The organism is Roseateles saccharophilus, assembly GCF_004342485.1.
In the GTDB taxonomy this organism is placed as follows: domain Bacteria; phylum Pseudomonadota; class Gammaproteobacteria; order Burkholderiales; family Burkholderiaceae_C; genus Pelomonas; species Pelomonas saccharophila.
Window position 1 is genome coordinate 75,349 of record NZ_SMBU01000002.1, and the last position, 12,469, is coordinate 87,817.

At 69.0% G+C, this 12,469-nt stretch carries 14 protein-coding genes; 7 read left to right on the plus strand and 7 right to left on the minus strand.

Translation table 11 applies throughout. The features are described 5' to 3' along the window. Positions 1-27: 27 nt before the first annotated feature. Together EV671_RS02160 and EV671_RS02165 are read left to right on the plus strand one after the other, a co-directional pair. Positions 28-744, plus strand: a complete 717-nt coding sequence (locus tag EV671_RS02160; protein ID WP_132569849.1) for a response regulator — start codon at positions 28-30, stop codon at positions 742-744. 257 nt (positions 745-1,001) lie between these two features. Further along, positions 1,002-2,435 (plus strand): sensor histidine kinase, encoded by a 1,434-nt coding sequence (locus tag EV671_RS02165; RefSeq protein ID WP_243655546.1) that lies wholly within the window; start codon positions 1,002-1,004, stop codon positions 2,433-2,435. Here EV671_RS02165 and EV671_RS02170 read toward each other — a convergent pair. The 3 genes from EV671_RS02170 to trpS form a co-directional block, all read right to left on the minus strand. Continuing rightward, a complete protein-coding gene (locus EV671_RS02170; RefSeq protein ID WP_132569584.1) occupies positions 2,424-3,779 on the minus strand; it encodes an MATE family efflux transporter in 1,356 nt (451 codons plus the stop codon). The genes EV671_RS02165 and EV671_RS02170 overlap by 12 nt on opposite strands. Positions 3,780-3,990: 211 nt before the next feature. Further along, the gene (locus EV671_RS02175) at positions 3,991-4,377 is read right to left on the minus strand and encodes a DUF3717 domain-containing protein (RefSeq protein WP_277592391.1); all 387 of its coding nucleotides are present in this window, start codon (positions 4,375-4,377) and stop codon (positions 3,991-3,993) included. Between the two features lie 17 nt (positions 4,378-4,394). Next, complete coding sequence (trpS, locus tag EV671_RS02180; protein WP_132569588.1) at positions 4,395-5,396, minus strand: tryptophan--tRNA ligase; 1,002 nt, start codon at positions 5,394-5,396, stop codon at positions 4,395-4,397. Between the two features lie 71 nt (positions 5,397-5,467). Here trpS and purN point away from each other — a divergent pair, with 71 nt between their 5' ends. Further along, on the plus strand, positions 5,468-6,100 hold the full coding sequence (purN, locus tag EV671_RS02185; protein WP_132569590.1) for a phosphoribosylglycinamide formyltransferase: 633 nt from the start codon (positions 5,468-5,470) through the stop codon (positions 6,098-6,100). On the opposite strand, the gene EV671_RS02190 is transcribed toward purN, so the two are convergent. Next, positions 6,093-6,737: a DUF1345 domain-containing protein gene (locus EV671_RS02190; RefSeq protein WP_132569592.1), complete on the minus strand. Its 645-nt coding sequence runs from the start codon at positions 6,735-6,737 to the stop codon at positions 6,093-6,095. The two genes, purN and EV671_RS02190, sit on opposite strands and share 8 nt — an antisense overlap. A 26-nt stretch (positions 6,738-6,763) precedes the next feature. Between EV671_RS02190 and EV671_RS02195 the strand changes: the two genes are divergently transcribed. From EV671_RS02195 to EV671_RS02205, 3 genes are all read left to right on the plus strand, one after another. Continuing rightward, complete coding sequence (locus EV671_RS02195) at positions 6,764-8,026, plus strand: RsmB/NOP family class I SAM-dependent RNA methyltransferase (RefSeq protein ID WP_132569594.1); 1,263 nt, start codon at positions 6,764-6,766, stop codon at positions 8,024-8,026. Positions 8,027-8,156: 130 nt separating this feature from the next. Then, positions 8,157-9,368 carry a DesA family fatty acid desaturase gene (locus EV671_RS02200; protein WP_132569596.1) on the plus strand — a complete coding sequence of 404 codons (1,212 nt, stop codon included), beginning with the start codon at positions 8,157-8,159 and terminating at the stop codon, positions 9,366-9,368. Positions 9,369-9,470: 102 nt separating this feature from the next. Beyond that, positions 9,471-9,962 (plus strand): DUF3016 domain-containing protein, encoded by a 492-nt coding sequence (locus tag EV671_RS02205; protein ID WP_132569598.1) that lies wholly within the window; start codon positions 9,471-9,473, stop codon positions 9,960-9,962. A 94-nt stretch (positions 9,963-10,056) separates the two neighbouring features. On the opposite strand, the gene rpmG is transcribed toward EV671_RS02205, so the two are convergent. The 3 genes from rpmG to trxB all read right to left on the minus strand — a co-directional run bounded on the left by rpmG (position 10,057) and on the right by trxB (position 11,636). Then, positions 10,057-10,227, minus strand: a complete 171-nt coding sequence (gene rpmG / locus EV671_RS02210) for a 50S ribosomal protein L33 (protein ID WP_025564431.1) — start codon at positions 10,225-10,227, stop codon at positions 10,057-10,059. Positions 10,228-10,258: 31 nt separating this feature from the next. Further along, on the minus strand, positions 10,259-10,492 hold the full coding sequence (gene rpmB, locus EV671_RS02215) for a 50S ribosomal protein L28 (protein ID WP_025564080.1): 234 nt from the start codon (positions 10,490-10,492) through the stop codon (positions 10,259-10,261). 184 nt (positions 10,493-10,676) lie between these two features. Next, entirely contained in the window at positions 10,677-11,636 is a 960-nt protein-coding gene (gene trxB / locus EV671_RS02220; protein ID WP_132569600.1) for a thioredoxin-disulfide reductase, read from the minus strand. Positions 11,637-11,799: 163 nt separating this feature from the next. Here trxB and EV671_RS02225 point away from each other — a divergent pair, with 163 nt between their 5' ends. Further along, positions 11,800-12,468 (plus strand): Crp/Fnr family transcriptional regulator, encoded by a 669-nt coding sequence (locus EV671_RS02225; protein WP_132569602.1) that lies wholly within the window; start codon positions 11,800-11,802, stop codon positions 12,466-12,468. Position 12,469: the final 1 nt, after the last annotated feature.

Genomic DNA, 12,469 nt, shown 5'->3' on the forward strand with positions numbered 1-12,469 from the left:
CTTTCGTTCTCTTCCCTCGCCCCCGTGATGAGTGCCCGACTGCTGTTGATCGATGACGACACCCGCCTGACCGGCATGGTCGGCGACTACCTCCGCTCCGCCGGCTTCGAGGTCAGCGCGGCCGGCAGCCTGGCCCAGGCGCGGGAGGCCCTGGCCCAGGGGCGCTTCGAGCTGATCGTGCTGGACCTGATGCTGCCCGACGGCGATGGCCTGGACTTCTGCCGCTGGCTGCGTGGCGACCCGCGCTGGCGCCACCAGCCGGTGCTGATGCTGTCGGCCCGTGGCGAGCCCATGGACCGCATCCTCGGCCTGGAACTGGGCGCCGACGACTATCTCTCCAAGCCCTTCGAGCCGCGTGAGCTGCAGGCCCGCGTCAAGGCCCTGCTGCGCCGCCTCGAGCCCAAGCTCGATGGCGACGAGGTGCTGCGCTTCGGCCGGCTCGACATCGACCTGGCCGCGCGCGTGGCCCGGCTGGACGGCAGGATCTGCGACCTGACCAGCCACCAGTTCGATCTGCTCGTCGTGCTGGCCCAGAGCCCGGGGCGCGTGCTGAGCCGCGACCAGATCATGGACGCCCTCAAGGGCCATCCGCTGGAAGCCTTCGACCGCTCCATCGACGTGCACATCTCGCGCATCCGCGCCGTCATCGAGGACGACCCCAAGAACCCGCGCCGCGTGCTGACCGTGCGCGGCGCCGGCTATGTCTTCGCGCGCAAGCAGGACGCGGACGCGGACGCCGCTTGAATGAAACCCCTCGCCCAGTCTTGCCGCGCTGAACGCGGGCAAGCCCGGTCGGTCTTGCAGACCGCGCTGCGGCTTGCGCCGCAGCTCTTCGGCGGACACATCGCGCCCACTGGGGGCAATGTGTCCGGCCTCAGCCCCCTGGGGGGCGGCGATGCTTGCCGGATTGACCGACAAGCACATCGCCAGCGCGGGCCGGCTTGGGAACTGGAGTCGGACACAGGCAGTCCCTGCGGACTGCTTGTGCCTACGCAAGTCCGATGGCCTCTGGCCATTGGCAGGCCCGGCGCTCGGCCCGTCAGTTCCATGCATTGCCGATGAAGAGCCTCTACGTTCGCATCTACCTGACGCTGGTGGCGCTGCTGCTGGCCTTCGCCTTCGGCTCGGCCTGGCTGTTCCAGCGCCATATCGAGCAGGAGCGCGGCAATGTGGAGCTGGTGGCGGGCGAGCGGCTGAATGCGATGGCCGGCCTGCTCAAGCTCGCGCTGCCGGCGGCGACGGCGGCGCGCGAGGATCAGGCCGATGTCTTCGCCGACTGGGGTGGCCGCCTGCGAATGCCCATCGCGCTGGTGGACGCCGAGGGCCGGCGCATCGCGGCGACGGTGATGTTCCAGCGCCGGGTCGACGACCCGGGCGCCATTGTCGTCAGCGCCGGCCTGGGTGACGGCCGCAGCCTGGAGATGGTGCGCACCGTGCGCCCGGGGCCTCCCCAGGGCGGCCTGGCCGGCCCACCCGGCGGCGGCCCGGGAGCCCGACCGCAACGGCTGGACGAAGGCCCATGGGCCGGCCCCTGGCTGCATCGCCCGGTATCGCCCAACGCGCCGGCCGTTTCCACGCTGGCCATCGTGCTGGTACTGCTCTTCGTCGGCGTGGCGGCCGGCGCCTATCCCGTCGTGCGCCGGCTCACGCGCCGGCTGGAGGTGCTCAAGCGCGGCGTCGAGCAGTTCGGCGCCGGCCAGCTCGGCCACCGCGTCGACGACAGCGGCAGCGACGAGGTGGCGGCGCTGGCCGGCAGCTTCAACCAGGCGGCGGACCGCATCGAAACCCTGCTGCGCTCCCACCAGAGCTTGCTGGCCAATGCCAGCCACGAACTGCGCTCGCCGCTGGCGCGGCTGAAGATGGCCTTCGCGATGCTGGAGGACGCCGGCCCGGCCCAGCGCGAGCGGCTGGCGCGCGAGATCGACGTCAATATCGCCGAGCTGGACGCGCTGGTCGAGGAGGTGCTGCTGGCGAGCCGCCTGGAGGCTGGCAGCGCGCTCGGCGACACCCATGCCGTCGAGTTGCTGGCCCTGGGCGCCGAGGAGGCGGCCCGCTCCGAGGTCGCCTTCGAGCCCGAGACCGATTCGGCGCGCATCGACGGCCAGGAGCGCCTGCTGCGCCGCGCGCTGCGCAACCTGCTGGACAACGCGCGCCGCTATGGCGGCCCCGAGGTGCAGTTGACTCTGCGCCCGGTGGCCGGCGGCTACGAATTCGTCGTGGCCGACCGCGGCCCCGGCGTGCCGGCGGAGATGCGCGAGCGCATCTTCGAGCCGTTCTTCCGCCTGCCCGGCCATGCCGAGATGGCGGGAGGCGTCGGCCTGGGGCTGAGCCTGGTCAAACAGATTGCCGAGCGCCACGGCGGCAGCGTGCGCTGCCTGCCACGCGACGGCGGCGGCAGCCGCTTCGTGCTCTTCCTGCCGGCGTCAAGGCGCTGATTCGCGATTCTCTTCGAAGACTTGTCTGAGCAGCAGGCCGAGCAGCAACGCCGCGGTGAGCAGGCCCGCCGTGGCGGCCTGCCAGAAACCCACCGCGCCCGCGCCGTGGGCACCGAAGGCGAGCAGATAGCCACCACCGATGCCCAGGCCCCAGAGCGCCACGACGTAGATGACCATGGGCAGCGTCGCGACCTGGTAGGCGCGCAGCACATAGGCGGCCACCGTCTGCAGCGCGTCACCCAGGTGGAAGAACCAGACCCAGACCAGCAGCGGCAATGCCGCCGCCGCCGTGGCCGTGTTGGCCGTATAGAGGCCGACGATGGACTCGCGCGCCAGCGCGACGACCGCGCCCACGCTGGCCGCGACGAGGGCCGCCAGCACCATCGCGTGGCGGCCGACGGTGCGCGCCGCACGCTTGTCGCCCGCGCCCAGGTGCTGGGCCACCAGTGTGCCGGCCGCCGTGGCCAGGGCCAGCGCGATCATGAACATCATCGCGACGAGGTTGACCGCGATCTGGTGGCCGGCCACGGGCGTGGCGCCCAGCCGCGCGATGAAGAAGGCCATGAAGGTGAAGCCCGTCACCTCGACGAGGATGGAGCCGCCCATCGGCAGGCCCAGGCGCACCAGGCTGACCAGCTCGACCCAGTGCGGGCGCGTCTGCCAGAGGTGGGGGATGCGGAAAGGGCGGTAGAAGCCGTCGCGGCGCAGCAGGGCCTGCGCGGCCAGGGCATGGGCCGTCATCGCGATGGCCGTGGCCCAGCCGCAGCCTCCCACGCCCATGGCGGGCAGGGGCCCCCAGCCGAAGACGAGCAGCGCGTTCAGCGGCACCTTGGCGGCGAGGCCGCCGAGCTGCACGGCCATCACCGCCTTGGGCCGGCTGACCGAGGTCGAGAAACCGCGGAAGGCCGCGAACAGCAGCGCCGCCGGCAGCGCGAAGGCCTCGGGGCGGGTGTAGGCCCGCACCTTGGCGGCCTGGGTCGCGTCGAGCTGGGCCAGCCAGATGAAGGGATCGGGGAACCACAGTGCCAGGCTGCCCGGCACGCACAGCAGCAGGGCCAGCCACTGGGCCTGCACGAAGCTGCGGCCGGAGCCGGGCAGGTCGTCGGCGCCGTACTGCCGGCCGGCGATCGGCCCCACCGCGAGCACGACGCCCATCAGCCCGACGAAGATGCTGACGTAGGCCGCCGAGCCGACCGCGAGGCCGGCCAGGTCCTGCGGGCCGACGCGGCCCATCATCAGCGTGTCGACCGTGCTGAACATCATCACGGCCAGCTGGCCGACGAGCACCGGCCAGGCCTGGGGCACCAGGCGGCGGACGCTGTCGATGAAACGGATGCGTGTCATTTCGCGGCCGCCGTGGTTTTCGGGCCGAGCGCCGGGCCTGCCAATGGCCAGAGGCCATCGGCCTTGCGTAGGCACCAGCAGTCCGCAGGGACTGCCTGTGTCCGACTCCAGTTCCCAAGCCGGCCCGTCGGGCGATGTGCTTGCGGCTCAATGCCGCGAGCGTCGCCGTCCCCGCGGGGGACCGGCCAAGGTACTCCTTGGACGAGGGGCTTCATCCTCCTCGCTCGACGTAGCGGTTGAAGCGCCAGGCCGTTGCGTCCAGCGTGATGCGGTGCCAGACGGCGCGCTTCTCGAATGGGTCGAGGGCCGGCCAGTGCTGCACCTCGTCGAAGGTTCGGCCGCAGCCCTTGCAGACGGGGTCGCCCTGGGCGGTCGAGCAGATCGCGATGCAGGGCGAGTCCGGCGTGGTGGCATACCAGGCCAGCCAGGCGCCCAGCGCCCTTTCGTTCAACGCGGCCGTGTCGACTTCGGTGGTGTGCTGCCAGGCGAGCAGCGCATAGGCCTCGGCCAGCGCGCGCACCTCGGCGGCGGCGCTGATGCCGTCGGGGGAGGGCGAACGCTCGCGCCACCAGTTGATGGCGGCCTCAAGATCGGTCACATGAACTGTTGCGGCGTTCAAGCCACCAGCCCCATCGCCGCGCGCACCTCGCGCAGCGTCTTGCGCGCGACCGCGCGGGCGCGCTCGGTGCCGACCTCCAGCGTCCAGCGCACCTGCTGCGGGTCCAGCGCTGCGGCGCGCTCGCGCCAGGGGGCCTGCTCACGCTGGATGGCCTCGATCAGCGGCTGCTTGCAGTCCAGGCAGCCGATGCTGGCGGACTTGCAGCCGGTCTCGCAGGCGGCGCGCGTGGCCGCGTCGGTGTAGATCTGGTGCAGCGGCCAGACGGGGCAGCGCGCCGGGTCGCCGGCATCGGTGCGGCGCACGCGCTGCGGGTCGGTCGGCATGGTGCGGATCTTGGTGGCCGTGACCTCGGGCGCGTCGCGCATCGCGATCGCGTTGTCCAGGCTCTTGCTCATCTTCTGGCCGTCCAGGCCCGGCACGCGGGCGGTCTCGGTCAGCAGGGCCTGGGGCTCGACGAAGACGGGCGCATCGGCCGCATAGACGCGGTTGAAGCGGCGCGCGACCTCGCGCGTCACCTCGACGTGGGCGGCCTGGTCTTCGCCGACCGGCACGCCGGCGGGCTTGTAGAGCAGGATGTCGGCCGCCTGCAGCAGCGGGTAGCCGAGGAAGCCGTAGGTGGCCAGCTCGGGGTCGGCGGTGACCTGCTCCTTGTAGCTCGGCATGCGTGCCAGCCACGATGACGGCGTGCACATGGCCAGCAGCGTGAACAGCTCGGCGTGCTCGGGCATGCGGCTCTGCAGGAACAGGGTGCAGCGCTCGGGGTCGATGCCGGCGGCCAGCCAGTCGGTCACCATGTCGTAGACGTGGCGGCTCAGTGTGTCGCGGTCGGGGTGGGAGGTGGTCAGTGCATGCCAGTCGGCGACGAAGAAGAAGCCCTCGTGGCTGTCCTGCAGTTGCAGCCAGTTCTTGATGGCGCCGTGGTAGTGGCCGAGGTGCAGGGCGCCGGTCGGGCGCATGCCGGAAAGCACGCGCTGGCGGGTGGGGGCTGGGGTCGACATGGGGCTGGGATTGTCGTTCAAGCCCGTGGCCCTGCCGGTTGGCACGGGCGAGGGTCCTACACTGCCGGCCCATGAAGAGACTGGTGATTCTGATTTCCGGGCGGGGCTCCAACATGGAGGCCATCGTCAAGGCCTGCAAGGCCGAGGGCTGGCCCGCCGAGGTGGCGGCCGTCATCAGCAATCGCCCCGACGCCGCGGGCCTGGCCTTCGCAGCCGCCCACGGCATCGCGACGGCCGTCGTCGACCACAAGGCCCATGGCAGCCGCGAGGCCTTCGATGCCGAGCTGGCCCGGGCCATCGACGGCTTCGCGCCCGACCTGGTCGTGCTCGCCGGCTTCATGCGCATCCTGACGCCGGGCTTCACGGCCCGCTACGCGCGGCGCATGCTCAACATCCACCCCTCGTTGCTGCCGGCCTTCACGGGCCTGCACACGCACGAACGTGCGCTGGAGATGGGTTGCAAGGTGGCGGGCGTGACGGTGCACTTCGTGACGGCCGAGCTGGATCACGGCGCCATCGTCATGCAGGCCGTCGTGCCCGTGCTGCCCGGCGACGACGCCAAGGCCCTGGCCGCCCGTGTGCTGACGGCCGAGCACCGCATCTACCCGCAGTCGGTGCGCTGGTTCGCGGAAGGCGCGCTGGTCTGGGACGGCGAGGTCGTGCGCCACCGCGACGGCGCGGCTCAGCAGCTGATGCTCAGTTGAGCAATCCGGCCAGGATGTTGATGGCCAGGGCCAGCACGCCGGTGTTGAAGGCGAAGGCCAGCAGGGTCTGCAGCAGCACCAGGCGGCGCATCGGGCGCGAGCTGATGCCGACGTCCGAGGTCTGCGACGTGGCGGCCAGCGTGATCGAGAAATAGAGGAAATCGCCATAGTCCGGCGGCCCGTCATCGCCCGGGAACTGCAGGCCCGGCGTGGCCTGGCCGGGGCGGTGGTAGAGGCTGGCATAGGCCAGCGCGAACTCGACCGGCAGCAGCAGCCAGGAGCCGCACACGGTCGCCGCCACCAACAGCAGATAGCCGGGCTGGTGCGACTGCTTGGCCGCCTGCAGTTCCAGCGTGATGGCCGCGAGGCTGGCCAGTGCGCCCAGCACCGCGAGCATCAGCACGACCGGCATGCCCTCTGCCAGCCGGCGGGCGCGCTGCTGCACGTGGCGCGCGGCGTCGCCGGTCAGCATCATCCAGACGATGAGGGGGAGGTAGATCCAGACGGCCAGGTTCCAGCCGATCAGCGCGCGGGTCTGCCAGGCCAGCGTGCCCGGCCAGATTGCGGCCAGCAGGCTGCCGGTCAGGATGGCGGCCAGCAGGCGAGGGCGCAGGCGCAACTGGGTCCAGAGATTCATGCAGGGCGGCTTGGGATAATGGGGCGATGCATCCTAATGCCCTGCTGGAGCTGTGCGCCGAGCTGATCGCCGCCGTCAACAAGCTCGACGCGCCGGCCGACGCCACCGTCTCGGCCTTCTTTCGTCAACACAAGAACCTCGGCCCGCGCGAGCGCGCCAGCCTGGCCGAGACCGTCTACGCCATGCTGCGCGAGCGGCTCAAGTTCCAGAACCTGGCCCAGAGCGGTAGCGGCCCCATGCCGCGCCGCCTGGCCATCCTGGCCTGGCGCGGCAGCGACGCCTTCCTGCGCGGCGCGCTCGGCCCGGCGGAGCAGCAGTGGCTGGAGCAAGTCCAGGCCATTGCGCCGCAAAGCCTCGCGCCCAAGCTGCGCCACAACCTGCCCGACTGGCTGGCCGAGCCGCTGCTGGCCCGCCTGGGCGAGGAGGAGTTCTGGAAGCTTGCCGCTGCGATGAACGAGGCCGCGCCTTTGGACCTGCGGGTCAACACGCTCAAGCTCAAGCGCGAGGAGGCCCAGGCCCAGCTCGCCGCCGCCGGCATCGAGGCGGTGGCTACGCCCTATTCGCCGCTCGGCCTGCGCGTGCAGGGCAAGCCGGCGCTGAACAAGCTGGAACTGTTCACCAACGGCAGCATCGAGGTGCAGGACGAGGGCAGCCAGTTGCTGGCCCTGCTGCTGGCGCCCAAGCGCGGCGAGATGGTGGTGGACTTCTGCGCCGGTGCCGGCGGCAAGACCCTGGCCCTGGGCGCCGCGATGCGCAACACCGGCCGGCTCTATGCCTTCGACGTGTCCGGCCATCGGCTGGACGCCCTCAAGCCGCGGCTGGCGCGCAGCGGGCTGTCCAACGTCTACCCGGCCAGGATCGCCCACGAGCGCGACGAACGCATCAAGCGCCTGGCCGGCAAGATCGACAGGGTGCTCGTCGATGCGCCGTGCTCGGGCTTGGGCACGCTGCGCCGCAACCCGGACCTGAAGTGGCGCCAGTCGCCGCAGGCGGTGGCGGAGCTGCAGGACAAGCAGCGCGCCATCCTGGCCAGTGCCGCCCGCCTCGTGAAGCCGGGCGGGCGCCTCGTCTACGCCACCTGCAGCCTGCTGGACGCCGAGAACGAGGTCATCGCGGCCGAATTCGCCGCCGCCCACCCGGATTTCAAGCCTCTGGCGGCCGACGAACTGCTGGCCAAGGCCCAGGTCGAGAGCGCCGGCGAACTGGTGGAGAACGGCGCCCTGCGGCTCTGGCCGCACCGGCATGCGATGGATGGATTTTTCGCCGTCGCCTGGGAGCGGGCGGCTTGATGACGGTCAAGGAACGCGCCGATTCGCACGACAACGCCGGAATGCGGTGTTCCACATTCCTTGATTTTGGGGGCGCGCCTCTACAATCGAGGTTCCTTTGCATGGCCGTTTTGGCCGAGGTCCTGGACCCATGAACGACATCCTGAACGCGCTGATGAACTGGCTGGCCAATGGCCTGCTGGGTTTCAGTGCCTGGCAACTGGTGGTCTACACCCTCGTGGTGACCCACATCACGATCGCATCTGTGACGATCTTCCTGCATCGTTCCCAGGCCCACCGTGCGCTGGATCTCGGTCCCATCCCTTCGCACTTTTTCCGCTTCTGGCTGTGGATGACCACCGGCATGGTCACCCGCGAGTGGGTGGCCATCCACCGCAAGCACCACGCCAAGTGCGAGACCGAGGAAGACCCTCACAGCCCGCAGACCCGCGGCCTGGGCAAGGTCATGGCCGAGGGTGCCGAGCTCTACCGTGCCGAGGCCAAGAACGCCGAAACCATCGCCAAGTACAGCCGCGGCACGCCCGATGACTGGATCGAGCGCAATGTCTACATCAGGCACAGCGCGCTCGGCGTGTCGCTGATGCTCATCATCAACATGGCCCTGTTCGGCGCCCTCGGCGCGACGATCTGGGCCGTCCAGATGGTCTGGATCCCGTTCTGGGCCGCCGGCGTCATCAACGGCATCGGCCACTACTGGGGCTACCGCAATTTCGAGGCGCCCGACGCGTCGACCAACCTGATCCCCTGGACGCTGATCGTCGGTGGCGAAGAGCTGCACAACAACCACCACACCTACCCGACCTCGGCCAAGTTCTCGGTCAAGCCCTACGAGTTCGACATCGGCTGGGTCTACATCCGTGCTCTGGAAATGCTGGGCTGGGCCAAGGTCCGCAAGACGGCGCCCAAGCTGAGCTTGGGCGAGGTCCAGCCGGCCGATGCGCGCACGCTGGAGGCACTGATCGCCAACCGCTACGAAGTCATGGCCAGCTATGCGCGTGACCTGAGGGCGGCCTGCGCGACCGAACTGGCCAAGATCCAGGCCGAGGGCGGCAAGCACAGCGAACGCTTCGCCCAGTTCAAGCTGGCGAAGCGCTGGATGCACCGCGACAAGGAGCGCATCCCGCAGGCCGTGCAGGGCGAACTCGCCAACGCCCGTGCCGCCAGCCCGGTCATCGACAAGCTCGTGACGATGCGCGAGGAGCTGCGCCAGATGTGGACTCGCACGAATGTGTCGGCCGAACAGCTGGTGGCCGACCTGCAGGCCTGGTGCCGCCGCGCCGAGGAAAGCGGTATCGCCGAGCTGCAGGCCTTCTCGATGCGCCTGCGCGCCGTTCACGCCTGAGGCGGCAGCGTTTCACCCGCGTAAAGGGCGCCCCGACGGGCGCCCTTTTTCATGGGCTGACCTAGACTTGATACACACGGCTGCTGGTTTAGGAGGCCTGCCATGACGAACCGTTGGATCGCCCTTGGGCTGCTGGCCCTTGGAGCCGCCGCGCAGGCGGATGTGAAGGTCAATTTCGTGCACCCCGAGAAGTTCTCGGACATCCGGGACAACGACGGCTTCAGCCGGCCTGAAGTGTTGAAGGATCTGGAGGCCCACATGATTGCCGAGGCGGGCAAGGTGCTGCCTGGGCGGGATGTGCGCTTCGACGTCACCGACGTCGACCTGGCGGGCGAGGTGGAGCCTTTTGGTCGCCACGGCCGGTGGCTGCGGGTCATGCGTGCGGTGACGTCGCCGGCCATCACGCTGACGTATGAGGTCCGCGAGGGCGGCGTGCTCGTCCGGCAGGGCGAGGCCAAGATGCGTGACATGGACTACCAGAACAGCTTCAACAGCCTGACCGACAGCGACCCTCTGCGCTATGAAAAGCGCATGTTCGACCGCTGGATGCAGAGCGAGTTCAATCCGGCTGCAGCGGCTGCCCGGGGTCACTGACCACGCAGCGGCGCGACCAACAAAAAACCCGCCAGCGTTGCCGCTTGGCGGGTTTTTCTGGGCTGGGTTGCCAGGCGGCCTGGGCCGCCCGCCATCACTTCAGCTTGATTTCCTTGTACAGGACGTGCTTGCGCGCCTTGGGGTCGAACTTCATGAATTCGAGCTTTTCGGGCGTGGTCTTCTTGTTCTTGTTCGTCGTGTAGAAGTGGCCGGTGCCCGCGGTGGACTCCAGCTTGATCTTTTCGCGGCCGCCTTTGGATGCCATGGTCGTATTCCTTTGCTAGGTCAGTGGACGATCAGAGCTCGCCCTTGGCGCGCAGATCGGCGACGACTTGGTCGATGCCGACCTTGTCGATCAAACGCAGAGCGGCGTTGGTGATGCGCAGGCGCACCCAACGGTTCTCGGATTCCACCCAGAAACGGCGGTACTGCAGGTTCGGCAGGAACCGGCGCTTGGTTTTGTTGTTGGCGTGGGAAACATTGTTCCCGACCATGGGCTTCTTGCCCGTGACTTGACAGACGCGTGCCATGACGCTTCTCCACTCTGACGATTGACCAGTTGCGCGAGACACCTCGTGCAACCCTTTGACCGCAATGCCTGCTAAACCTCTCCCTCGAGCTTCCTCGAGAGTCGGGCGCGGTCCATCCAGCAGGCAAGCCGGCGAGTATAGCGGAAAACCCGTGAGCCGGGAAGGGGCTCGGCGCCCCAGCCGGTCAGCCGTTCTCCTGCTCCAGGAAGCGCTGCGCATCCAGCGCGGCCATGCAGCCGGTACCGGCGCTCGTGATGGCCTGGCGGTAGACATGGTCCTGCACGTCGCCGGCCGCGAATACGCCCGGCATGCTGGTCATCGTTGCGAAGCCGTTCAGGCCGCCCTTGGTGATGATGTAGCCGTCCTTCATCTCGAGCTGGCCCTTGAAGATGTCGGTATTGGGCTGGTGGCCGATCGCGATGAAGCAGCCGTGCACGGGGATCTCGGCCTTGCTGCCGTCCTGCACGTTGTGCGTGCGCACGCCGGTCACGCCCGAGGCATCGCCCAGCACCTCGTCGAGCTGCTGGAAGAGATGGAGCTTGATCTTGCCGGCAGCGGCCTTCTCCATCAGCTTGTCGATGAGGATGGGCTCGGCGCGGAACTTGTCGCGGCGGTGGATCAGGTGGACGGTGCTGGCGATGTTGGACAGGTAGAGCGCCTCCTCGACGGCCGTGTTGCCGCCGCCGACGACGCAGACTTCCTGGCCGCGGTAGAAGAAGCCGTCGCAGGTCGCACAGCCACTGACCCCGCGGCCCATGAAGGCCTGCTCGGAGTCCAGGCCCAGGTATTTGGCCGAGGCGCCGGTGGCGATGATGAGGGCGTCGCAGCTATAGCTGCCGCTGTCGCCCGTGAGCGTGAACGGCCGTTTGGAGAAGTCGACGCTGTTGATGTGGTCGAAGACGATCTGCGTCTGGAAACGCTCGGCATGCTGCTGGAAGCGCTGCATCAGCTCGGGGCCCTGCACGCCCATCACGTCTGCCGGCCAGTTGTCGACCTCGGTCGTCGTCATCAGCTGGCCGCCCTGGGCCATGCCGGTGATCAGCGTGGGCTTGAGGTTGGCGCGCGCGGCGTAGATGGCGGCGGTGTAGCCGGCAGGGCCGGAGCCGAGGATGAGCAGGCCGTGGTGTTGGATGGTTGCGGTCATGGCGGGGAAATGAGGGCGGCGGGCAGGCCTGCAAGTCGGCGTCGAAGTGAAAACCCCGAGCCCAAGCGTTGAGGCAAGCGCTGTCAGGTGTGCAAAATGCACGCCATTTTAGGCAGGCGTCTTTTCGGGCTCCTGTCCGAGGCCCCAAACCTGGAGAGTGCACATGGCGATGATTTCCAACTTGGACCTGATCCGGCGGGTTCCGCTGTTCTCGATGCTGACCACCGATCAGGCCCAGTCCATCGCCGACAGCGTCGTGAAACGCCGCTTCAAGCGCGGTGAACTGATCGTCGAGCAGGGGACCAAGTCCAACGCGTTGTTCATCCTGCTGAACGGCCGTGCGCGCGTGCTGACGGCCGACCACCGTGGCCGCGAGGTCATCCTCGCGGTGCTGCAGTCGGGTGACTATGTCGGCGAGATGAGCCTGATCGACAACGAGCCCCACTCGGCCACCGTGCGTGCCGAGGTGCAGACCGACATGCTGGTGCTCGGCCGCATGGAGTTCGCGCGCTGCCTGCCGGAGGGCAGCAGCCTGTCCTACGGCATCCTGCGCGGCCTCGTCGCGCGGCTGCGCAATGCCGACCGCCAGATCGAGTCGCTCGCGCTGCTGGACGTCTACGGCCGCGTGGCGCGCACGCTGCTGGACATGGCCGAGGACGAGAAGGGCATCAAGCTGATCCGCGGCAAGGTCTCGCGCCAGGACATGGCCAAGGTCGTCGGCGCTTCGCGCGAGATGGTCAGCCGCGTCATGAAGGACCTCGAGGAGCGCGGCGTCATCGAAACGCTTGAGAACGGTTCGGTGGTCATCAAGGAACGGTTGACCCACGATTGAG